Annotated in this window: 21 protein-coding genes and 1 tRNA gene; 11 read left to right on the top strand and 11 right to left on the bottom strand. The window is 56.1% G+C overall.

Annotated elements, in window-relative coordinates; all coding sequences use genetic code 11:
- From L1047_RS01410 to L1047_RS01400, 3 genes are read left to right on the top strand one after another with little or no spacing between them, the layout of a single operon-like run.
- The gene (locus L1047_RS01410) at positions 1 to 1,695 is read left to right on the top strand and encodes an alpha/beta hydrolase (RefSeq protein WP_235276849.1); all 1,695 of its coding nucleotides are present in this window, start codon (positions 1 to 3) and stop codon (positions 1,693 to 1,695) included.
- A 51-nt stretch (positions 1,696 to 1,746) separates the two neighbouring features.
- Positions 1,747 to 3,657 (top strand): ABC transporter permease, encoded by a 1,911-nt coding sequence (locus L1047_RS01405; RefSeq protein WP_235276847.1) that lies wholly within the window; start codon positions 1,747 to 1,749, stop codon positions 3,655 to 3,657.
- A gap of 24 nt (positions 3,658 to 3,681) precedes the next feature.
- Positions 3,682 to 4,605: an ABC transporter permease gene (locus L1047_RS01400; protein WP_235276846.1), complete on the top strand. Its 924-nt coding sequence runs from the start codon at positions 3,682 to 3,684 to the stop codon at positions 4,603 to 4,605.
- A gap of 19 nt (positions 4,606 to 4,624) precedes the next feature.
- Here the strand turns inward: L1047_RS01400 and L1047_RS01395 are convergent.
- The 6 genes from L1047_RS01395 to L1047_RS01370 all read right to left on the bottom strand — a co-directional run bounded on the left by L1047_RS01395 (position 4,625) and on the right by L1047_RS01370 (position 8,963).
- A tRNA-Val gene (locus L1047_RS01395) sits at positions 4,625 to 4,696 on the bottom strand.
- Positions 4,697 to 4,803: 107 nt separating this feature from the next.
- Positions 4,804 to 5,115 carry an antibiotic biosynthesis monooxygenase family protein gene (locus L1047_RS01390; RefSeq protein ID WP_235276845.1) on the bottom strand — a complete coding sequence of 104 codons (312 nt, stop codon included), beginning with the start codon at positions 5,113 to 5,115 and terminating at the stop codon, positions 4,804 to 4,806.
- Between the two features lie 3 nt (positions 5,116 to 5,118).
- Entirely contained in the window at positions 5,119 to 5,865 is a 747-nt protein-coding gene (locus tag L1047_RS01385) for a phosphoadenylyl-sulfate reductase (RefSeq protein WP_235276844.1), read from the bottom strand.
- A 72-nt stretch (positions 5,866 to 5,937) separates the two neighbouring features.
- Positions 5,938 to 6,861 (bottom strand): metallophosphoesterase family protein, encoded by a 924-nt coding sequence (locus L1047_RS01380; RefSeq protein WP_235276843.1) that lies wholly within the window; start codon positions 6,859 to 6,861, stop codon positions 5,938 to 5,940.
- Positions 6,862 to 7,018: 157 nt separating this feature from the next.
- Positions 7,019 to 7,213: a hypothetical protein gene (locus L1047_RS01375; RefSeq protein WP_235276842.1), complete on the bottom strand. Its 195-nt coding sequence runs from the start codon at positions 7,211 to 7,213 to the stop codon at positions 7,019 to 7,021.
- Positions 7,214 to 7,388: 175 nt separating this feature from the next.
- Positions 7,389 to 8,963 (bottom strand): helicase C-terminal domain-containing protein, encoded by a 1,575-nt coding sequence (locus L1047_RS01370; RefSeq protein WP_235276841.1) that lies wholly within the window; start codon positions 8,961 to 8,963, stop codon positions 7,389 to 7,391.
- Positions 8,964 to 9,170: 207 nt separating this feature from the next.
- Between L1047_RS01370 and ygfZ the strand changes: the two genes are divergently transcribed.
- Entirely contained in the window at positions 9,171 to 10,160 is a 990-nt protein-coding gene (gene ygfZ / locus L1047_RS01365) for a CAF17-like 4Fe-4S cluster assembly/insertion protein YgfZ (RefSeq protein ID WP_235276839.1), read from the top strand.
- 43 nt (positions 10,161 to 10,203) lie between these two features.
- On the opposite strand, the gene L1047_RS01360 is transcribed toward ygfZ, so the two are convergent.
- Together L1047_RS01360 and L1047_RS01355 are read right to left on the bottom strand one after the other, a co-directional pair.
- Positions 10,204 to 11,223: a DUF3326 domain-containing protein gene (locus L1047_RS01360; protein ID WP_235276837.1), complete on the bottom strand. Its 1,020-nt coding sequence runs from the start codon at positions 11,221 to 11,223 to the stop codon at positions 10,204 to 10,206.
- Positions 11,220 to 12,338: a metallophosphoesterase family protein gene (locus L1047_RS01355; protein ID WP_235276836.1), complete on the bottom strand. Its 1,119-nt coding sequence runs from the start codon at positions 12,336 to 12,338 to the stop codon at positions 11,220 to 11,222. Before L1047_RS01355 ends, L1047_RS01360 begins: the two co-directional genes overlap by 4 nt.
- Before the next feature lie 198 nt (positions 12,339 to 12,536).
- Here L1047_RS01355 and L1047_RS01350 point away from each other — a divergent pair, with 198 nt between their 5' ends.
- The 4 genes from L1047_RS01350 (at position 12,537) to L1047_RS01335 (ending at position 14,999) form a co-directional block, all read left to right on the top strand.
- The gene (locus L1047_RS01350; RefSeq protein WP_235276835.1) at positions 12,537 to 13,145 is read left to right on the top strand and encodes a hypothetical protein; all 609 of its coding nucleotides are present in this window, start codon (positions 12,537 to 12,539) and stop codon (positions 13,143 to 13,145) included.
- 145 nt (positions 13,146 to 13,290) lie between these two features.
- Positions 13,291 to 14,358, top strand: a complete 1,068-nt coding sequence (locus tag L1047_RS01345; protein WP_235276834.1) for a CobW family GTP-binding protein — start codon at positions 13,291 to 13,293, stop codon at positions 14,356 to 14,358.
- A gap of 90 nt (positions 14,359 to 14,448) precedes the next feature.
- Positions 14,449 to 14,775: a hypothetical protein gene (locus L1047_RS01340; RefSeq protein WP_235276833.1), complete on the top strand. Its 327-nt coding sequence runs from the start codon at positions 14,449 to 14,451 to the stop codon at positions 14,773 to 14,775.
- Positions 14,776 to 14,777: 2 nt separating this feature from the next.
- Positions 14,778 to 14,999, top strand: a complete 222-nt coding sequence (locus L1047_RS01335; RefSeq protein ID WP_235276831.1) for a hypothetical protein — start codon at positions 14,778 to 14,780, stop codon at positions 14,997 to 14,999.
- 35 nt (positions 15,000 to 15,034) lie between these two features.
- Here the strand turns inward: L1047_RS01335 and guaA are convergent, their stop codons facing one another.
- Complete coding sequence (gene guaA / locus L1047_RS01330; RefSeq protein ID WP_235278829.1) at positions 15,035 to 16,603, bottom strand: glutamine-hydrolyzing GMP synthase; 1,569 nt, start codon at positions 16,601 to 16,603, stop codon at positions 15,035 to 15,037.
- 340 nt (positions 16,604 to 16,943) lie between these two features.
- On the opposite strand from guaA, the gene L1047_RS01325 reads away from it, so the two are divergent.
- From L1047_RS01325 to L1047_RS01315, 3 genes are all read left to right on the top strand, one after another.
- The gene (locus tag L1047_RS01325; RefSeq protein ID WP_235276829.1) at positions 16,944 to 17,951 is read left to right on the top strand and encodes a hypothetical protein; all 1,008 of its coding nucleotides are present in this window, start codon (positions 16,944 to 16,946) and stop codon (positions 17,949 to 17,951) included.
- Positions 17,948 to 18,727, top strand: a complete 780-nt coding sequence (gene rsmG, locus L1047_RS01320) for a 16S rRNA (guanine(527)-N(7))-methyltransferase RsmG (RefSeq protein ID WP_235276827.1) — start codon at positions 17,948 to 17,950, stop codon at positions 18,725 to 18,727. The genes L1047_RS01325 and rsmG overlap by 4 nt, the downstream gene beginning before the upstream one ends.
- Before the next feature lie 208 nt (positions 18,728 to 18,935).
- Positions 18,936 to 19,232, top strand: a complete 297-nt coding sequence (locus tag L1047_RS01315; RefSeq protein ID WP_235276825.1) for an RNA recognition motif domain-containing protein — start codon at positions 18,936 to 18,938, stop codon at positions 19,230 to 19,232.
- 78 nt (positions 19,233 to 19,310) lie between these two features.
- Here L1047_RS01315 and L1047_RS01310 read toward each other — a convergent pair whose 3' ends face one another.
- Both L1047_RS01310 and L1047_RS01305 read right to left on the bottom strand, forming a co-directional pair.
- On the bottom strand, positions 19,311 to 20,177 hold the full coding sequence (locus L1047_RS01310; RefSeq protein ID WP_235276824.1) for a metal ABC transporter permease: 867 nt from the start codon (positions 20,175 to 20,177) through the stop codon (positions 19,311 to 19,313).
- A gap of 8 nt (positions 20,178 to 20,185) precedes the next feature.
- A complete protein-coding gene (locus L1047_RS01305) occupies positions 20,186 to 20,947 on the bottom strand; it encodes a metal ABC transporter ATP-binding protein (RefSeq protein WP_235276823.1) in 762 nt (253 codons plus the stop codon).
- Positions 20,948 to 21,006: the final 59 nt, after the last annotated feature.

Below are 21,006 nucleotides of genomic sequence, written 5' to 3'. Positions count from 1 at the left end.
ATGGGTTGGTCGCGAGGGCTGTTGGCCTTGGGCCTGGGATTGGGGACGGTTTTGGCCAGCCTGGGTCAGGTGTGGGGCGCCGAGCGCTTGGCAGTGTTTTTGCCCCCCTTGATCGAGGTCTCCTTGCCTGTGGAGGATTTGGCTCAATTTGCTCGCAATGGCACCGTCAGTCGGCGATTGGGTTTTTATCTGCGGCGGCTCACCCCCGAGCAACAGGCCGCTTTGGCGGATTTGCTGACGCGAGACTTCAACCTCAACCAGGTGACGGTGAGCCAGTTCACCTACTCTGCGATTGGGGAAGATCTGCTGCGGCGGTTGACCTTGGTGTTGCATTCTTCTAGCGAGGGAGAGGCGGAGTTCTATGCTTTGCGGGCGGCCCTGATTTTGGCGGCAGGGGATCCCGAGGGGCTGACGTTGGCCAACATCCTGCGCTACTACCCGCTGGAGAAGCTGCAGATTGATCTGGATATGAGCATTCGCATTGTGCGAGAGGCCAGCCAACTGTTTCGCCAGCGGGATCTAGCGATCGCAGGGCTGCGACAGGAAGCCACGCAAGCAGATCAGTCGGCTTCCTTGGCCTATTTGGACTCTTCCAACTTGGTATCCCAAAACTCGGCCCAGTCCAGCCTTAACCCCGAGCAACCCGGAGCGTTTGAGTGGCAGGTGGAGAGTTTCCGCTTTGCCAACCCTGAGCGAGACACCCCTGTGCCGGTGGATGTGTATTTGCCGGAGAGGATAGGGCGGATCCCGTTGGTGGTGATCTCTCACGGCATTGCCTCGGATCGCAATACCTTTGCCTATTTGGCTCGCCATTTGGCCTCCCAGGGTTTGGGGGTGACGGTGTTGGAGCATCCTGGCACCAGTGTGGAGCGAGTGCGCAGCTTTTTGTCGGGGTTTGGCTCTTTGCCGGGGCCCTATGAGTGGGTGGCACGACCCAAAGATATCTCTCTGCTGTTAGATGAGCTGGAGCAGAAAGCCCAACAGAACCCAAGCCGTTGGGGCCAACTGGATCTAGAATCGGTGGGGCTGTTTGGCCAATCCTTTGGAGGATACACAGTGTTGGCGACAGCGGGGGCTGGCCTCAGTTCGGCCCAATTGCAGGAAAACTGCCAAACTTCCAATTCTTCTTTGGGCCTGACCCTGAATGCTTCTTTGTTGCTGCAATGCCGGGCGCTGGATCTGTTTCAGGATCCCCTCCTGACGGAACAGGTGGAGCAACTGGTAGATAAACGAATCCAGGCGGTGTTTGCCCTGAACCCCCTCACTAGCACGGTGTTCGGCCCGGAAGGATTAGGCCAAGTGGGGATTCCAGTGATGATTATGGCCGGCAGCGAAGATTATTTTGCCCCTTCTTTGCCTGAGCAGATTGAACCTTTTACCTGGTTGGGATCCCAGCAGCGGTATCTGGTGATGGTGGAGGGATCCACTCATTTCACCTTTTTGGGCGGGGGTGGTCAGGGGGCGTTTCCGGTGCCCCAGGAGTTGATCGGGCCGGATCCCCAGGCTGCTCGACCTTTGCTCAAGGGCTTGACGACAGCCTTTTTCAAAACATATTTGCAGGCAGAGACAGACTCAGAAGCCTATGCAGCTTATCTGAACTCCTCCTACGCCGAGGCGCTCACCCCTGCTCCGCTGCGTACCACCTTGATTCGAGAGCTGACGCCCGAACAGATCCAACTGGCCCCGAACCCATGATCAGACAAGGAACTAGACCCCATAAGCTGTAGTAGGTACCGATGGATCTGTATGCTGCTGTTGCTGGCCAATCTGATTGCTGTTTCACTGTTTTTGTCCTGCCCTTGGTGGGTTCTCAAACGGGAGTTTGGTGGGGCAGGGGTGCTGGCGGGCACTTTTGGGGTGATCGACCCGCAGGAACTGGGGATCCCAGACAGCTTGGCTATTGGTTGGATCCCTTGGTTGAGTGGGGCTTGGGTGCTGTTGGCTCTATGCTCCAGTTGGGCTCTGTTAATCCGGGAGCGGCAGTTGCGGGCCCGCTGGCTGTACAGCTTGGGAATAGGAGGGCTGCTGCTATTTGGGCTAGGTTTGCTGCGGTTTTATGGAGCGATTGGGGCGGTGAATGGGGTGGCCTTGGCGGAAGGGATCCTACCGGCTCGCTTGCCGTTACGACGGTTTAGCCCTTCTCTAGCCTGCTACGCCAGTTTTGCCTATGCTTTGCTGCTGTTGCTGTTGGGGCGGCTGCAATTGCCGGGAGGCAAGGCCTTTTTGGTGCGGTGGCGGCAGATCGTAGTACCCCTGAGTGCGTTGGGCTTGGCAGTGGCCGTAGGGGCGGTGGTGGTATGGATTTTGCGGCCTGGGTTGGGGGCTTCGCCAGATCTGACGCTCTTTGAGAACCTGACCACTAAGTTGGATTTGATCACCTACACGTTTCAGTTGTTGTTTAGCCCCCTCACCCATTTGTCCGGGTTGTTTCAAAGTTTGCTCTTGGCTACTCCTTTGGTTTTTACGGGGTTGGCGGTGGCTTTTGGTTTCCAGGCGGGCTTGTTCAATATCGGTGCCCCTGGGCAACTGACGATGGGGGCAATTGCCACGATGCTGGTGGGGGTATACCTGTCGGGGCCGGGTTGGTTGACTTTGCCGCTATCGATTTTGGCGGCGGCAGCGGGGGGGGCCCTGTGGGGCGGGATCCCTGGCTGGCTGAAGGCTCGCTTTGGCACCCACGAGGTGATCAACACAATCATGATGAATTACATCGCCGCCTCGATTTTTTTGTTTTTGATCTCCGCCAACCAATACCGGTTCTTTGGTTATCCCGTCACGTTGCCCTTCAAAGCCCCCGGCCCAGAAGCCCGCAGCTATGAAATTCGCCCCGAATCGCGGCTCCCAACGGTGCTGGAGTTACTGGGATTGCAGGGATCCGGTGCGGGAGAACTCTCCTGGGCTTGGCCCTTGGCTCTGTTGGCGGGGGTGAGCTTTTATCTGTTCTGGAGACGCTGGCCGATTCAACGGCGGTTGATCGGATCCCTGGCGGTTGGGTTGCTGGGGTATCTGCTGGGGGGGATCCTGCCCGGTTGGCCCGTAGAAGTCCCGGCGGGATTGGCGGTGATCCGTTTCAACGGGGCGTTTTTAATCGCCCTCTTGGCGGTGGCGGTGGTGAATTTTTACCTGTGGCGGACGATCGAGGGCTATGAGCTGCGGGCCATGGGCCTTTCCCCGAAGGCGGCGGAATATGCTGGGGTGAACCTGGGCCAAAAGCAGATCTTGGCCATGGCCGTTTCTGGAGCGCTGGCGGGGTTGGCGGCGACCCACTATGTTTTGGGAGCGGGCATTGAGGAATATCGCCTCAAACAGTCTCTGCCTGCCAATGTCGGTTTTGATGGCATTGCTGTGGCTCTGATGGGGCAAAACTCCCCCCTAGGCATTACCCTCACTGCCCTTTTGTTTGGGGTGCTGCTCACGGGCGGCTTACAACTGAATTTGGAACTGGGCATCAGCCGAGAATTGGTCACGACATTACAAGCCTTGATTGTCCTGTTCATCGCGGCCGGCGGATTGTTGCCCACCTATTTCACGGATCCCTTGCAGGCGGCTCAGGTGGAAATGGATGCGCAAAGAGCCCTTGCCCCCTCTGGCGAAAAAGAAGAGATCCCTTTAGGGCCGAGCTCTGGCCCACCTTCCACCCCACAACCGCAATCTTGAACCTCCTCTGAGTAGAAACCCCCCATGGCTACCCTTTTTTTGGCCCTGATCCCGGCCACCCTTCGCTCCACAACCCCGCTTTTGCTCACCGCCCTGGGGGGGATGTACTCGGAGCGCAGCGGTGTGGTCAATATCGCCCTAGAAGGGATCATCTTGTTTGGGGCCTTGGCGGCGGCTGTTACCACCCAACAACTGGAGGCCCCCATCCTGGCGCAAACTCCAGCAGCACGAGTAGTGTGGATCCCTTGGGTGGGGCTGCTAGCAGGGGCCTTGGGCGGAGTAGCCATTGCTTTTGTTCATGCGCTGGTGTGTCTTCACTACAAAGCCGATCAGATTGTCAGCGGCACCGCTATTAACCTGTTGGCCTTGAGCGTCCCTTCACTGGTGCTGCAATATTTCTACGGCAACACCACCAACTCTCAAGAAATTGTCAATCGGCTGCCTCTGTGGAATGGCTTCAGCCCATTGGTGTATCTGGCCTTTCTGTTGGTACCGGTTTCTTGGTGGTTGCTGTTCAAAACCCCCTGGGGCCTGCGGCTACGGGCGGTGGGGGAACATCCGCAGGCTGCCGATACGGTGGGGGTGGATATCCTGCGCATGCGCTATGGGGCGGTAATGTTATCCGGTCTGTTGGGGGGCTTGGCGGGGGCTTATCTCTCGATTGGCTTTTTGAACCAGTTTGTCCGCAATATGTCGGCGGGGAAGGGCTTTATCTCTTTGGCCGCAATGATCTTTGGCAAATGGCATCCCCTTGGGATCCTGGGCTCAACGCTGCTGTTTGGAGCCACCGATGCTCTGGCGATTCAACTGCAGGGGGGGGATGTAATGCCGCCGGTTTTGATCCAGGCTTTGCCCTTTGTGTTGACGATGTTGGTTCTATCCGGAATGTTGAGTCGGATTCGTCAGGCCCGTCCGCCGGCAGCCCTGGGCAAGGTCTACCACAACTAAAATCCCTGATTTTGGTCAATGGGCTGTGCTGGAATTGAACCAGCGACTCCCACCGTGTCAAGGTGGTACTCTACCTCTGAGTTAACAGCCCCTGTTCCGCCCGAATTCATGTCACCGAATCGGAAATCGATGATATCACATCTGTTCCCTAGTGAGTTTGGCGGTAGGGGAGGCAAGATGGCGGTCGTTTGAGCTGACTCAAGGGGATCTCGTCAGCAACTGATAATGCAGTACCTGCGGGGGCTGGGCAAAATAGGGGCCAATCAGGGCACGCCATTGGACGAAGTTTTCCGATTGGCGGAAATTCACCAGATGGGCCTCCAGGGATCCCCACTGAATCAGCAGCAAGTAGTGCTGAGGGTGCTCTAAACAGCGTTGCAGCTGGTGCTGTCGGTAGCCATCGGTTTGCTGCAGATACACAAAGGCCTGGACAATCGCGGCTTCGAAAACAGCTTCCGAGCCTGGGGTAATTTCAAGCCAAGCCACCTCAAGAACGGGGGAAGTGCTCATGGGTCAGGTGTGCAGACCGCACTCGGTTTTGGCCTTGCCCTGCCAGCGGCCTGAACGGGGATCTGCACCCGGAGCAACAGGAGCGGTGCAGTGAATACAGCCGATGCTGGGGTAGTTGCGGTCGTGCAAGGGGTTGTAGGGGATCCCGTGGGCACGAATGTAGTCCCACACTTGGGTTTCCGTCCAGTCGGCGAGAGGGTTGAGCTTAAGGCGGTTCCGTTTGCCATCCCATTGCACCTTGCCAATATCGGCGCGGGTAGGGGATTGTTCCCGACGCATACCCGTGATCCAGGTGGTACAACTGACCAAAGCACGATTCAAAGGTTCCACTTTGCGAATGCCGCAGCAGAGGTCGGGGTTAGAGCGGTACAGCTCTGGCTTATATTGAGCTACCTGCTGTTCGGGGGTGAGCAAGGGTTTCAGGCTCTCCAGTTGCAGTTGCGGGTAGCGGGCCAAAATTTGTTCCCGCAGTTGCAGCGTTTCCGGGAAATGAAAATCTGTATCCAGGAAAAAGGCGCGGGCCCGAGGGCGAATAGCGGTGAGCAGATCGATCAGCACCACATCTTCCGGGCCAAAGCTACAGGCCAGCAACAACCCATCCCCAAACTCCCGCTCCGCCCAGCTCAGTAGGGCGGTTGCATCCAGAGGCTCGAACTGTTCGCTTAAAGACACAACTTGGGGTTGATACTGTTCTTGCAGCGCTTGGGCCGCCATTTCCCAGCGGCTTGAGGAAGAAAGGGTTGCTGTCATGGGGTAAAAACACAAAGTTATGGATATCTTTTTAATCTACATTAATTCGGTCAGATTTTAGGGGTTTTTGAGTTAGCGGATAGCAACAGGTAGGGGTAGCGATTGGGATCCTTTAAGCGGAATTTGCCCCCAGCGATCCCGCCGGATCCCCATCACTAAGCCATGCCAAAGGGGGCTGGGATCCAGCTCCAGCAAGTTGACCCACTGGTAGCGCAACACCCCTCGTCGCGGATTCACCTCCAACTCGAACACCCGCAAAGCCGAGATAGGCCCGACCAAAGGGGGGGCAGTCATGTAGGGGATCCCGTCTCGTACGTACACCTTCGGCACATGCAGATGCCCACTCAACACCGCAACCACGCGGCCATGGCTGGCCAGGATCTCGTGTAGGGCTAGGGCTTGCTCGGTTAAGACTCGATACTTGCGGAACAATACCGAGTCCATCTGTCTAGCGGAGGTAAAGGGGGGCTGATGAATGAGCAGGATCAGCCATTCCTCCGGCACGGATTGCAAATGTTCTGATAGCCAGTGCAGTTGGGCTGGGCGCAACATCCCTTGAGGCAACGGGAAGCGCCCCAAGCTGGCATCGAGAGCGATCAACCGGATCCCAGGCAGAGGGGAAAGGCTGTAATCCACGTAGCCGGTTGGGGCCGGTGACAGCGGAAATTGGTCTTGGCACCAACGGATGAACTGCTCTCGGTTGAAGCGCCCCTTTCGCCCTAGCGTGTCAATATCGTGGTTGCCAAGGCTGAGGTAGTAGGGCATCCGCAGCTCGGAGAGGATCTCTTGAAAGCACTGAAAACTGACGGGATCCGCTTGATCCACCAAGTCCCCAGTCAAAACCACAAAGCGCAGATCCGGCACTTGGTTGAGGTGGGCGATGGCTGCTTCCAACTGGCGACGGGGGGAGTCCGACATCCACCAACAGCGGCACCCCGTCTCCGGCATCAGATGAATGTCCGAGACCTGTGCAAAGCGAATCCGTTCGGTTGCCATCGGCTGAGTACTTATTCACACCTCACGCCCGGATCATAGTCAATAAGCGACCTGAGGGCTATGAGCTTCTCTTAACCTTAGCCCGAGTCTACTTAGGCGCAGGGATAGAGATCCTGAAAGGTGAAACCCCTAATTCTGATCAATCCAATCAATAGGCTCAATAGGCCAGGTGAGATAAGGTCTGCTCAAGATAGCGATGCACCAACTGATCCAGCTCAGAATCTTGGCTGGGCAACTCGCGTCCCTGTAACCATCCTTGAAAACCAGAGCTTTCCACAATCGCCTGACGCAATGGCTTCCAAACCGCTTGCGCACGCAGTGCCGTATCAGAGCTGGGAGCAGGACTTGTCATGGCAAGGAAGAGTAGAAACTAACCACCCTCAGAATACCGTGGATCGCAGTTGGGTTTGGCTGCCCAGGATACAAACCCCAGTCATTCCGCCCCGCTGCAATGACCATAGTCACCACCAATAACCTACCCACTGAGCGACGACCCAAGCTTTGTCTGGGAACCAAAACCGGGATCCCTAGAAGGAGACGAACCATTGGCTGCGCTGCTCAACCCGTAAGCTTGGCCCCAGAGCATTTAAGAGGGAAGCACCATAGCTACGGGCAATGATGCGGCTATCCAAAATGGCCACCAAATTCGATTCAGAGCCTTGACGCAAGGGAGCAACGGCGCGTTGCAGTCGGGCAGCAGCCACCGGCAAAAGATACTGACGAAACCAATCCTGCTGAGTACGCTGCATGTGCTGAACTCGCCCTGCCACCCGCGGATCTTCCACAGACGGGAACGGTAAGGTGGCAATGGCCAACAGCACCGGGCAAGGAAGGCTTGCTTTGTGTTGAAGCCAGTGGTGCCAATCACACACCAAAATGCCTTGGTCAGCAGGCAAGGCACTGTTGACCCGTACCCGCGAGCCAAACTCTGCGGCCAAAGCAGTACCCACCTGGGCTTGTAGAGGCTGATCTGATACCAACACCACAACAAACCCATTCACTTGGGAGACCAAGTGCTTGAGCTCTTGCAGCAGGTGACGTTGAAAGAGCGGGCTATTGGGCAAAGGCAGCCGCGGCAAATAGAGGGAAAGGCCTTGTAAAGGTTCCAACTCCACCAAAGGAGCGGTCACAGTAGCAGTAGAACGAGGCCATCCCTCTCCAGAAGGCAGGAACCGCAGCGGGGTGAGATCCGGCAAACCCAGGCGTTGCCGATAGGTTTGGGCCTGACGATCCAAATCCAGGGCTTCTCCAATGATCACCACCGGCTGAGTTGCCCAGATGGAAGTCAGCCACTCTTGAGGAGCAGATGGGCTGCTGTGGAGAGTAAAGCTACCGGTTTCACGATCCGTTTCGGCCCACCATACCCAGGGGCGCTCCCGTGCGCTAGGGATCCGTTGGCGGAGGTGTTCCCAGGGATCCGGTAGCCAACCCGAGTGATGTCCGACCAAAGACAGCACCTGTTCTAAATGGATAAGTTCATCTGCTTGCAACAAGCAGCGGGGAAGCGGTCGCCGCAACAGTTGCAGAGCCAATCTCACCTGTACCTGAGAGATCTGTTCAGCCTGAGCAGGGAAAATTTGTCGGAGTTGTTGCCAATCGGTTGCTTGAAGGGTGACCGTCAAAGCTTGGTAGGCCCAATCTTCTAGATCTTCCGCCCCATCAATGATTAAAGGGATCCCAGTCGGCACCAAGAACTCTGTCTGGCCAACGCGACCGGAAGAAGTTGAGTAGAGGCGCGCTTGCAGCCAATCCAAGGGATCCACCAGCAGCAACCCCTGAAAATCGGGGGCTGGCCAACGGTCCTTTTGTAAAACTGGTTTGTGCAGTTGCAGAGTGTGTTGTAACCAAGGAATTTCTTCTCCAAGGATTTGAGCCTGTACAGAGGCAGTGGCACAGAGGAGGGTGGCATTCGGCCACATCAAAGCAGGGAGCAAGTAGCTAAGACGGTGTTGGCCGCCGCTGGGCACCTGGATCAAAGCACTACGACCTAGCCGCAACCCCCGCGCCACCATACGAGCCATCGTCAATTGATGAGGCCATAGGGCTTCAGGGGATTGCCGCAAAAGCTGCCGCAACTGTTGATGAACTTCGACCTCGATCACGGTAAGTGCGCCAGAAATCCGTCACAGACAACGGAGTGAACTAGCCTATTCTAGGTTAAGCAGTGGCTACAAGGCTTTCGGGACTGGGACTTGACTGATCGCCTGCTAGACCCCAAAGGGAGTCTGCTGACCCGATCCATACCCTGTGGGAATGGATGAGGATGATACTGGATAACGATGCGGATCCATGTGAATTTGGGGTGAGTCATGTCTTTTCTTTCGGCCATACACATTGCACAGCAAAGAGAGGATGGGGTCGGATCCCTGTTGTTTGACCGTTCTGAGTGGGGTCGCCTGCACATGAAGGGATCCCCGGGGTTGGAATACCTGCACAACCAGAGCACGCAAGATCTCACAGCCCTCAGACCCGGACAGGGAGCAGAGACAGTCTTTGTCACCCCCACGGCAGGGATCCTGGATTTGACCGCGGTGTATGTGGGAGAAGAGGAATGCTGGGTCTGGACTTCCCCTCAGCGACGCGGCCCTCTGATGCAAAGCTTGGGGCGGATGTTACCGTTCGTTAGGGGAGCACAGCTATCGGATGAGACCGAACAGACCTTTGGGTTCGGGTTGCTGGGCAGCGCCAGTGAGGCAGTATTACAAAGCTTGATCGGTTCGGAGCAGATCCCGGCAGAACCACATGAACACCGACAGGTGGAGATCCAGGGGATCCGGATTCACCTTGCGCGCGGGACGGGCCTGACGTGGCCAGGCTTTACGCTTTGGGGCGAACTGAGCCAGAAAGTGCCACTTCAGGAGTATTTGCTGCAAGCTGGGGCCGAACTGGGCGGAGCTGAGCTGTGGGAAGAATTACGCCTTGAAGCTGGCCGCCCAGCCGCAGACCGAGAACTCACCACCGATTACAACCCCCTTGAAGCTGGACTTTGGCGAGCTATTTCTCTTTCGAAAGGCTGCTACATCGGCCAGGAAGTACTGGCCAAACAAGTTACTTACAAGCGGATTCGACAAACTCTTTGGGGCATCCATTTGAGTGGAGTGGCTGAACCTGGGTCGGAAATCTGGCATGAAGAGGATAAGATTGGCTCTTTGACCAGTGTGGGCTTAACCTCAAAAGGCTACTTGGGTTTGGGCTACATTCGCACAAAGTTTGAGCCGAAAGAGGGCTTAGAAGTTCAGGTCAGCTCTGTGCCAGGTCGATTAGCCCGACTGTCATTCCTGAGCTTTCCCCCAATATGAACCCGTTCAAGCTCACAAGATCATTCGCAACCGCTCAGCGATCTCACCTTTGCGGCCAAACTGACGGCAACGACACCCCGGCCCGGTGAGCCACGATCGCACCAATGGCCTCCAGATAGGAACTGACCTCCACATAAGGGATCCCTAGCTGGCCTGGATGGACTCGCATCACGGTGGTATTGTCCCGCACGGCAATTAACAAGGGGGGCTTGGAGCGGCTGGCCAAATGCAACATCCCCGGCCCCCCAAACGCAGTCGCTGGTGCTATGACGCTATCCACCTGCTTGGCCTGAATATCTCCGGGTTGGGCAGGATGGGGAACGAACTGCGGCGCATAACTCAACCCCGCCAAAACCGACGGCAAAAAAGTAAACCCCACCTCTTCAGCCGCCGCACGGGGATGGACAGGTTTTGGGTCGGTTTCGGCATAAAAAGCCGGGGCATGAGCACAAGGGATCCGCAACTGCCGCACCACCAAATGACTCAAGATCGCCTCCACACCCGCTAGTGGATCGACCCCCACTCCCTGTTCGTATTGGCTGAAGTCGAGATTGTCCGGGAAGCGCGCCACCACCGCAATTGCCTCTGCCCCGGAGTTCAACAGATCTTGGGCGGCTTCTAAAAGCGCATCCGGATGAGCCAGGGATCCTTGACTAGCTCCAGAGGGGGAATGGCTGAGGGAAATGCCCAAAGGTTGAGAGGTTATGCGCCAGGGGCCAACATCTAACCCCAGGGTGGCTTGGGCTGCCTGGATGACATGAAGTTGTCGTTGTTGCAAATCGGCTGGGATCCCCGCATCCAACACCACCCCGACACGGTTTTGGCGCACAGGCCGCAAATGCCACCTGCCGGCACAAAACTGATCCAGGCCATACCCTTCCACATAGAGCACATTGCCCATCGGCCAAAACAAGCTAGCCCCGTTCAACACATTCGGATGGGTAATCAGCCGCTCCACAGCCGCCGCCAAAGTACGGGCGATGGGTAGGGCATCTCCGGCAAAACCGCCAATACACGCCCCAATACCGGTGGGAATCAACAGCAGGGTGGTGTAGGGTTTCACACGCGATTGAGCTTGCGACGAGGTTGCAGGCGCAGTTGGGCACGGTTATCCGGTGGACAGCGAAACGAATGGCTGATGCGCTCTAAAAAACGGCCCACAGGCTGCGGAAACTGAGGAAAATGCAGCTCCGGATCCCCTGCCGCCACTCCAGCCCAGAAATACCGCAATTGGGGAGCCAAGGCTTCTGCTTGCTCAAGCGGCAAATGCAAAGGGGAAGAAGTGAGAAATTTCACCATCACGGGTTGGCTACGCTGACCCATCCACTCCCGCGAGAACTCCTGGAGATGGGGCCAATCGGGAAGGGATCCCACTTGATAACTTTCGATATTGACCTGGATCCCTGCTTCAGGATCAGACTGGATATGGATGACTCGGTAGGGATGGGGAAAACTGACCAAAGAGCCGGTAGTGATGTCGTATACGTCGCCCCGACGGGCAATGTGCTGAATGTGCAAATGCCCTGTAAATACCAACTGTAGCCCATAGGTCTGCAACAGCCGCCGCAACCGGGAGGCATTCCGGAGCATGTAGCGGCGCCCCCAACTGTGTAAGGATTGCCCCCGCAAATGCTCCACCACATTGTGATGCACCATCAGCAGCACCAGTGCTTCCTCCGCTGCCGCCAATTCCTGTTCCAACCAAGTCAGTTGCTCCGCTTGCAAGCCGCCGACCAAGTCACCTTGGGCATCAAAATGATTGGAATTGAGTCCAATCAAACGCACCCCTGGCAGCAACACGCGACTGTAGTCCAACACTTGCCCATCTTCATAGCCAAAGGCTCGGTAATAGCGTGGAAAATCCGCCAGACCAATGGAACGGCCATCTGCCTGGAGTTGGGGTACATCATGGTTGCCTGGCACCACATAAGCAGGAAAAGGGAGCTGGGCCAAGCGCTCTGCTAGCCACGCATGGTTTTCAGGCTCCCCGTGCTGGGTGAGATCCCCAGGTAACAGAAGAAAATCCAGATCCAACTGCGCGAAGTGCTGCAATACCTGCTCCAAGGCCGGGATACTCACTTCCACCAGATGAAAGCGGCTGGGATGATCCCAAATGGTGGAGGGGAGGGCAATGTGGGGGTCACTCACCACCCCAAAGCGCATTTGCACAGGGTTCATCGCGTCTCTCGTTGTCCCCAGCTATGATAGCCCCACATTTGGGCGGCCTTTCACGTCCTCTTCACAATGTCCCTTTTAGGATGTGACCAACCCCAAGAGTTCAGCAAACCTTGATCACCCATCGGCTTGGTGCCGCAGATGTCCCCTGACAGTCTGCTTTTGCATGGGTTGTTCTTCATTTCCTCAAAGGAGGTGCTCATGAATCGAGCAATGTCCTTACTGGCTTTTCTCACCTTGACTCCCGCTTTGTTGGTAGCTTGTCAACCAGCTCCTGACCCGTCTGCTGGGATCGACAGCAATGTTGATGATCCCCTGACCAGCCCTGCGGATCCTGAGTTAAGCGCGCCTGTGGCTCCCTTGGGATCCCCGTTGGATCAACCTCAAGCTCAAGAGCCCATGAATCCTGCCCCTGAAACCTGGATCGGTCAGGAAGAGCTAGATCCCACCTATCAGGCGGAGGGCCTAGATAATGTCACGTTGCAAGTGGCAGCTTTGGAGGCCAATGGGGAGCAAATCGAGCTAGATTTGATCGTCACCAATGAGGGCGAAACTCCGGTGGCCCTCAATGCTACCGAATCTGGCATGATTCTAGTGGATGATTTGGGCAATACCTATGCCCTCACCACCCCTGAAGAGAATCCCGAGCTGGAAATCGACCCAGCTAGCGACTGGACGACACGGTTAGTTTTTGAGGGAGATCTGCCGGAAGAGGCCCAGTTTCTCACTTTGATTACCAACTTTGGCCCCGAACCCGATCTGCCGGAGCAGCCCAAACTGACTCTGCCCGGGATCCCTGCCCGCAGCTAGGGCTGCAGTCAATCTCCAATTCTATCCCCTGGGCTCTCCCCCGAGTTGGGATCCGGGGGGCATTTGGGTTTTCACCCTGCTTCCAAGGCTGAGGATATAGAGGATACAGTGGAAGAGTTCCCCTAGTCCGGATCCCTTCTATTCCATGACCACGACCATCGAAGTGCCCAAACGGGGCCTGCCTGTCACCATCATCACCGGCTTTTTGGGCAGTGGTAAAACCACCCTGCTCAACCATATCCTCAACAACCAAAAAGGGATGCGCACAGCGGTGCTGGTGAACGAGTTTGGTGAGATCAGCATTGATTCGGAACTGATTGTCTCCAGCGAAGAAGACTTAGTGGAACTGAATAACGGCTGTATTTGCTGTACGGTGCGCGGGGATATCGCTGAGAGTGTAGTGCGGTTAATGGAGCGCTCCGACAAGATCGACTACTTGGTGGTGGAAACAACAGGGCTGGCGGATCCCTTGCCGGTTGCCCTCACCTTCTTGGGGCCGGAACTGCGGGATCTAACCCGGCTGGACTCGATTGTCACCTTAGTGGATGCCACCAACTTTGCCCCCGATCTGTTTAACAGCGATGTTGCCTATAGCCAAATTGCCTACGGAGATGTGATCCTGCTCAACAAGACTGACTTGGTACAGGAGCCGGAATTACAGCGCCTAGAAGAACGGATCCGCGAGATCAAAGAGGATGCTCGCATTTTGCGCTCCACCAATAGTGCGGTGCCCTTGGAGTTGATTTTGGATACGGATCTGTTCCAGGCCAGTTCTCTGCCCCAGCAAGAAGATGCTCATGACCATCACGACCATGCTCATGAGCATGAGCATTGTGACCATCCTGACCACGATCACAGCCGTGACCACAGCCACGCTCATCATCACCACAACCACATCGAAGCTGAAGGCTTTAATTCCCTAGCCTTTGAGAGCGACCAGCCTTTTTCTCTGGATGCGTTCCAAAACTTCCTGAATGAGTTGCCGGATGCGGTGTTTCGGGCCAAGGGGGTGTTGTGGTTCAGCGAAAGTCCCGAGCGGCATATTTTTCACCTCAGCGGTCGGCGCTATACCTTGAGCAGCGATGAATGGCCACGTCAGCCCAAAAACCAGTTGGTACTGATCGGCCAGCACCTTGATACAGCCCAGTTGCGGGAGAAGTTGCAAGCTTGTATCGCTCGTCTGGTCACGAAGGGCAAGGGATTTGGTCGCTAAGGTTGTTTAGAGTTCCAGAATCGCCGGGATCCGTCCTAATCACTTGGATAGTAGGACTGTGAGGTGATGGCACTCCATTCATGTCCGATTATGTCCGACATCTTCGTGATGATCCGCAATCAGGCCAACAATGCCTTAACCTCCATCGACGGGATCCCTTTCCTCAGTTTTTTGGAGCGCCAAGGGCAGCTAATCGCTGAAGAAACCATCGAGTTGATCTACGCCGATGCTGGGTTTGATGACCTGCCGATTGGGGAATACACTGTGGGGGTATGGCATGAGCGGGTGGAACCCCAAAAAGCCACTTGCCCGGTGGAAATTAAGGCTGCCGACGAAATTGTGTTGGTAACGTTTGCTTACTTGGAGCCTGAACGGGTTCTTCTTAATACTCAGCGCTTAGTGGAAAAGAGGTTGTAGCCATGACCGTCAAAGTGATCCCCTCGCGCTCGATCAAAGCTTTTCGCTATCGGGTGTTTTGTTTGGGGCAGGATCTCTGGAACGCCCGGGATCCGATCAGCCGTGCCAACTTGGCATTACAACTGGCGGATGCAGCCACAACCTTAGCCCGAATGGAGGTGCAAGCGGCTCAGCCGCTCCATTCAGTTACGTCTTATTCCATACCGGATGTGGGCCATCTGTGAATCCAGCATGGGAGTTCGTAGGGGATCCCTATGGCTCACTCCCACTCGATCGTGCCAGGGGGCTTGGAGGTGATGTCGTAAACGACGCGGTTAACGCCGGGCACCTCGTTGACAATCCGGTTAGAAATGGTAGCCAATAGGTCGTGGGGCACTCGGGCCCAATCCGCTGTCATACCATCCTCGCTGGTGACCAACCGCAACACCACCGGGTAGGCATAGGTGCGCTTATCCCCCATCACCCCGACAGAGCGCACATCCGGCAGCAATACAGCGAAAGCTTGCCACAGCTGGGGATAGTAGCCCGAACGGTTGATCTCCTGGCGAACGATCATATCGGCGTCCCGTAGGATCTCTAGCCGCTCTTTGGTTACTTCCCCAATGATGCGAATGGCTAACCCCGGCCCAGGGAACGGATGTCGGCACACAATCTCTTCCGGCAACCCCAAGGATTGGCCCAACTGCCGTACCTCATCCTTAAAGAGCTTGCGCAGGGGCTCCACCAGCTTAAAGCGCAGATTTTTGGGCAGCCCACCGACATTGTGATGGCTTTTAATTTTGACAGCAATGCGTTCCCCCGTAGCCGGATCCACATTGGTGTTGGCAGACTCGATCACATCCGGGTAGAGGGTGCCTTGGGCCAGGTACTCGAAGGGGCCCAGCCGCTGCGACTCCTCCTCAAACACCCGAATAAACTCCGCCCCAATTCGTTTGCGCTTTTCTTCCGGATCAGTGATGCCCTCTAGCTGCTTTAGAAAACGCTCTTGGCCATCCACATAGTTGACAGGGATGTGAAATTGCTCCTGGAACAGCCGCAACAGCCGCTGCGGTTCTTCCTTACGCATAAATCCCTGGTCAATAAACATGCAGGTGAGCCGGTCACCAATGGCTCGGTGCAGTAAAAAGGCCAAAGTGGAGCTGTCCACTCCTCCCGAGAGGGCCAGTAACACTTTTTTGTCTCCAACACGGGCGCGTACTTCCCGAATCGCCTCTTCGATAAAGGCCTCGGTGGTCCAGGTGGGTTCACAGCCGCAAATGTGATAGACAAAGTTGCGAATCAGAAAGGCTCCCGCTTCGGAATGCGCCACTTCCGGGTGAAACTGAACCCCATAGAGATGACGAGTTGGATCCGCAATAGCAGCACAGGGGGTATTGTCGGTGTGAGCCAACGGATGAAACCCTGCGGGCAACTCAGTTACCGAGTCCCCATGGCTCATCCACATAATGCTGTTTTCCGGCAGGTTGGTGAGCAAATCAGTGGGATCCGAAATGTGCAGGGCGGCGCGGCCATATTCCCCTTTTTCGGCAGCCTCGACCTTACCCCCCAACTGCTGCACCATCAACTGCATGCCGTAGCACACTCCCAAAACCGGGATCCCCAAGTTCCAAATCTCGGGGTCGCAAACAGGAGCGCCAGCATCGTAGACCGAGTTGGGGCCGCCGGAGAGGATGATCCCTTGCGGTTGCAATTGCCGCAACTGTTCGGCAGTGGTGCGGTAGGAGAGAACCTCCGAATAAACGTGGGTTTCCCGAATGCGGCGGGCGATCAATTCAGAATACTGGGATCCGAAATCGAGAATCACGATCATCTGACGCTGCACCTGCATCGGGGTAGGAGGAAGACTGGGATCTAGAGTGTGTGCTGGGGTGATCACAGGGCCTCTCAGGGTGCAGAATCAATCCATCAGAAGCTAGGTTTCAGATAAAAAACTTAACTTCTTCTGATTTTCCCATCCTAGCAGGGATACCGCTTTTTCCAGCTTGTGGCTGTTAGTCATGTGTCCTCCATGAGGCCGGAAAAACCTGTAGGGATATTCCTTGTTGCATAGGCCGCACTCCCTTGCCCAGAGCTGTTCTGGTGGGCGCTCCCCTGTACCCAAGGGCGCACTATCCTATGATTAGGGGTAAGACCTATGTCAGCAGGGATCCCATCAAGGCCGCCCTTCCATGCTCATTGCTGCCGAGTCCTTCCAAACCTACTTGCGTCGCCGCCGTCGTATGCTGACCCGCCGCCTCAAACGACAACAGGGGTGGGGGTTGGTTCTGGCCTTGCTGGCTTTGTATTTGCTGAGTTGGGAAGGACTGCTCCCGCGGCAATGGTCTGGGCAACCCTTGTGGTTGGTTTTGATCCCTTTGTTGGGGGGAGGGCTATACAGCCTAGGCACAGGAGTGATCTGGATGCTGCGCCAGCGTTGGTTTGCCCAGGGATCTGGGGGTTCTGCACAGCTTTTGGCTCAGATGGTTAGCTTGCCCCACTTGGCCTTGGCCGCTTTGATCTGGCTGGGGTTGGCGGTTTGGGGGGAGCATCTCTTGCCTTTGCTGGCGCGACAAAAACCCCAATTGTTAGCGGGCCTGCTGATCAGCTGGCTTTTGGCGCAGGGGTGGAGTTTTCTTCGGCCCGGTTGGATGGTGGAAGCGGGCCAGTTATGGACCGATTACCTACAAGAACTGCGAGGTTCTGTGTTACAGCCTTGCTACCAACGTCTGGAAACCTGTCGCCATTCGCTGCGCTTTTATCACGCTATTTGGCAAGATCTGCAACTGGAGGAGATAGAAGCTCAGCACTTGCTGCAGTTGTTTTCGGAGTCTTTGCCTCCTCCCACTTGGCCCCTGCAGGTTTATGCTCAGCAGGTACGCTACTGTTGCCAGCAGCTATCGGATCTGTTGGCTCGAATGCAAGAGCGAGTTGAACGGCTAGAGCAGGTCTTATTGGATGTGGAACTGGAGTTGGAGGCCCATCAACCGTTACAGACTCAGCCCCAACCAATCAATTTGCTGGCGGAAGATTGGGCAGGCTGGCAAGAGCTGGATCTGCAAGAGTTGGTTTGGTTAAACCAAGAGCTGCTAGGCACGGATCGCTCTTTACAAGGTCTGACCCAGGAGCTGAAAGGCTGGGCCGATCAAGCCATTCCGGTGGGGGTGAAATCGGGGCGATGGCTGGGATCCCTGGGATGACGGAGACAGAACCATCCCCGTCGGATTCCCCGCAAGTTCTGTGGGAACGTTGGCCTCTTTATCTGGGCTGGCAGCCTACCCCTCTACAGCAGCAGCAACTGCAGCAGCTTTATCCGCTGGTAATGGCCGGGAACCAAACCCAAAACCTAACCCGCATTACCAGCCTCGTGGACTTTTGGGAGAAGCATCTGTGGGATTCTTTGCGGGGCTTAACCCTGTTGGGGGACTGGGATACCTTGCAAGCTCAACTTTGGCGGGGCATTGATATCGGCACTGGTGCGGGTTTTCCAGGGATCCCGGCACAAATTGCTTTACCCCAAAGTACCTTTACTCTGCTCGATAGCACCCAACGCAAAATTGCCTTTGTCCGAGAAACCTTGCAAAAGCTCTCTCTCAGTCAGGCTAGGGCGGTGGCACAGCGAGCAGAAACTTGGGGGCAAACCCGGCAGGAACGGGGTAGCTACGATGTGGCTTTGGCCAGAGCATTGGCCGCCGCTGAAATTTGCGCTGAATATTGCCTGCCGCTTTTGAAGCTGGGTGGACGGGCCATCCTCTACCGAGGCTACTGGACGGAGGCAGAAGCCCAAACCCTGCAACAAGCCCTTAAACCTTTAGGGGGAAAGTTGATCCAGGTGGAAGCATTTACCACGCCCCTCAGCCAGGGGGTACGCCACTGCCTGCTTCTGGAAAAAATTGCCCCTACCCCGGAGCTCTATCCGCGCGCTCCCGGCATTCCCAAACGCCAACCTCTCGGACAAAGCAAGCCTTCAAGTTAAAGGCTGGGATTCCTGGCTTCCATACCTGGTTGTGTCCTTTATAAATGGGTTCTTAAACCCTTGAAAAAGACCTTGAATGGGTGGGTTTGCAAACGCCATTGGGGCGACTAAGATGTGGTTGGCATCAAGTTCGGGTCTAACGGGTGTCTTGACCAGGTGAGCTTCCGAACTGAACGCTAAAGGGTAAGGTTCGGAGATTCGCTACATCATGACCATTTTTGTGGGTAATCTGTCCTTTAAGGCTAGTGAAGAAGACCTGCGACTTGTGTTCGCTGAGTATGGTGCTGTCAAGCAGATTAAGCTGCCTGTCGATCGTGAAACCGGTCGTAAGCGGGGATTTGCCTTTGTGGAACTTGAAGACGAAGCCGATGAGCAAAAGGCCATCGATGAGTTGGATGGAGCCACTTGGATGGGACGGGATCTGCGGGTCAACAAAGCATTGCCTCGTCAAGCGGGTGCCGGAGGCGGTGGCGGCGGTCGGGATGGTCGTCCCCCCCGCATGTAAGCTGGCCTAGCTGTAACTTAATCCCCACCTTCCCAGTAAAGCCTCAGACCAGGGATCCCGACCTTCGATCCCTGGTCTTCAGCGTGGGTGCAGGAGCACCTTGCCCAGAAAGGCCAACCCGAACCAAAAGGAGGCCACCAACACGATGGCGGGGCCGGAGGCAATATTCAGGTAGTAACTGGCATACATCCCAATTAAGCTGGCGCTCACCCCGAATAGGGATCCCAGCAGCATTATCTGTTGCAGTTGCGGTACGAGCAGATAGGCCGTCGCCGCTGGGGTGATCAACATGGCCAGCACCAACAGCACCCCGACAGCTTTCATGCTGGCCACCAAAGTTAGGGAGGTCAGCACCATCAATCCCCACCCCAACCTGGCCGTGGGCAAGCCTGCCGCCTTGGCCCCCAGGGGATCAAAACTGTAGAAGGTGAGTTCCTTAAAAAAGAGAGTCACCAAAGCCAGCACCAACAGGGCAATGCCCACCACCGTCAGCACATCGGCAGCGTTCACTCCGAGGATGTTGCCAAACAGAAAATGGTTGAGATCGATGCGGGCCCGCCGTTGGATCAGCGTGATCAACACAATCCCCAGAGCAAAAAAGGCGGAAAAGACGATCCCCATGGCAGCATCGGCTTTGATCGGGCTGGCGGAACGAATCCACTGGATCAACATGGCGCTGAGCACCCCCGCCACAAATGCTCCGACAAACAGGTTGAGGCCAAGCATATAGGCCAGGGCCAACCCTGGCAGCAGCGAGTGGCTGATGGCATCCCCTAGCAGGGCCATGCTCTGCACCAGTAGGTAACTGCCCACCACCGCACAGAGGATCCCGACGGCCACCGCCACCAGCAAAGAGCGCTGCATGAAAGCGAAACTGAGGGGATCCAACAGGCTGTGCCAAAGGAATTCCATAAAGGCTTTGGGAGGGGTGCGAGTGGGGAACAAGTTAAGCCTTAAGCCGCTAGGTCTAAGCGGATCGAAGAACCATAAGCCTGCTGTAACAGCTGCGGCTGTAAAACCTGCGCCGGGGATCCCTGAGCGATCAACACCTGGTTCAATAGCAGCACTTCATCGAAATACGTCAGGGCCTGCCCCAGATCATGATGCACCACCATGACGATGTGCCCGGTATCCGCCAGCTGCCGCAGCACTTGGAATAAAATCTCTCCGCTGGGCTGATCGATCCCGGCGAAGGGCTCATCTAGGGCATAGATCTCCGCCCCCTGCGCCAAGGCCCGCGCCAAAAACACCCGTTGCTGTTGCCCGCCCGACAACTGGCCAATCGGTCGCTCCCGATAGGCCGACATCCCTACTCGTTCTAGGGCCTGGGCTGCCCGCTGCCGACCCTGCCGACCGATGCGGCGCAGCCAGCCGGTGGGCTTGACCCGCCCCATCAACACCACATCCCACACGGTGGCAGGAAACGTCCAGTCAATTACGGACCGCTGCGGCAAATAGGCGACTTGCTCAGACCCGAGATTTTGCCCCTTGTAGCGCACTTCTCCCCGTTCCAGAGGCACCAACCCCAAAATCCCCTTCAGAAAGGTACTCTTGCCGGCCCCATTTGGCCCAAGGATGCCGGTGATCCGTCCCGGTTGAATCTCGGTGTTAATGTCCCGCAGCACCCGTGAGCTGCTGTAGCGCACCGACAGATCCTGCACCGACAAGGATCCCCCGGGCGGATGAAGACGGATTAGAGTGGGTTGCTCTTTCATTTTGATTTCATTTTTCAGTAAATCTAGTGTAGCCTAGTTGAGTACCCACATAATGAAAC

It is taken from the genome of Synechococcus sp. Nb3U1 (assembly GCF_021533835.1).
Lineage (GTDB): Bacteria > Cyanobacteriota > Cyanobacteriia > Thermostichales > Thermostichaceae > Thermostichus.
The sequence above is the reverse complement of the archived record's forward strand: the minus strand, read 5'-3'. Positions and strand labels throughout refer to the sequence as shown.

Bases quoted from the DNA above. Each gene is read 5' to 3' on its own strand.
- L1047_RS01340 (WP_235276833.1), top strand. From the start codon at position 14,449: ATGTCCGACATCTTCGTGATGATCCGCAATCAGGCCAACAATGCCTTA.
- ygfZ (WP_235276839.1), top strand. From the start codon at position 9,171: ATGTCTTTTCTTTCGGCCATACACATTGCACAGCAAAGAGAGGATGGG.
- L1047_RS01405 (WP_235276847.1), top strand. From the start codon at position 1,747: ATGCTGCTGTTGCTGGCCAATCTGATTGCTGTTTCACTGTTTTTGTCC.
- L1047_RS01325 (WP_235276829.1), top strand. From the start codon at position 16,944: ATGCTCATTGCTGCCGAGTCCTTCCAAACCTACTTGCGTCGCCGCCGT.
- L1047_RS01400 (WP_235276846.1), top strand. From the start codon at position 3,682: ATGGCTACCCTTTTTTTGGCCCTGATCCCGGCCACCCTTCGCTCCACA.
- L1047_RS01390 (WP_235276845.1), bottom strand. From the start codon at position 5,115: ATGAGCACTTCCCCCGTTCTTGAGGTGGCTTGGCTTGAAATTACCCCA.
- L1047_RS01305 (WP_235276823.1), bottom strand. From the start codon at position 20,947: ATGAAAGAGCAACCCACTCTAATCCGTCTTCATCCGCCCGGGGGATCC.
- L1047_RS01410 (WP_235276849.1), top strand. From the start codon at position 1: ATGGGTTGGTCGCGAGGGCTGTTGGCCTTGGGCCTGGGATTGGGGACG.
- L1047_RS01350 (WP_235276835.1), top strand. From the start codon at position 12,537: ATGAATCGAGCAATGTCCTTACTGGCTTTTCTCACCTTGACTCCCGCT.
- L1047_RS01380 (WP_235276843.1), bottom strand. From the start codon at position 6,861: ATGGCAACCGAACGGATTCGCTTTGCACAGGTCTCGGACATTCATCTG.
- L1047_RS01385 (WP_235276844.1), bottom strand. From the start codon at position 5,865: ATGACAGCAACCCTTTCTTCCTCAAGCCGCTGGGAAATGGCGGCCCAA.
- L1047_RS01335 (WP_235276831.1), top strand. From the start codon at position 14,778: ATGACCGTCAAAGTGATCCCCTCGCGCTCGATCAAAGCTTTTCGCTAT.
- L1047_RS01355 (WP_235276836.1), bottom strand. From the start codon at position 12,338: ATGAACCCTGTGCAAATGCGCTTTGGGGTGGTGAGTGACCCCCACATT.
- guaA (WP_235278829.1), bottom strand. From the start codon at position 16,603: ATGCAGGTGCAGCGTCAGATGATCGTGATTCTCGATTTCGGATCCCAG.
- rsmG (WP_235276827.1), top strand. From the start codon at position 17,948: ATGACGGAGACAGAACCATCCCCGTCGGATTCCCCGCAAGTTCTGTGG.
- L1047_RS01345 (WP_235276834.1), top strand. From the start codon at position 13,291: ATGACCACGACCATCGAAGTGCCCAAACGGGGCCTGCCTGTCACCATC.
- L1047_RS01375 (WP_235276842.1), bottom strand. From the start codon at position 7,213: ATGACAAGTCCTGCTCCCAGCTCTGATACGGCACTGCGTGCGCAAGCG.
- L1047_RS01315 (WP_235276825.1), top strand. From the start codon at position 18,936: ATGACCATTTTTGTGGGTAATCTGTCCTTTAAGGCTAGTGAAGAAGAC.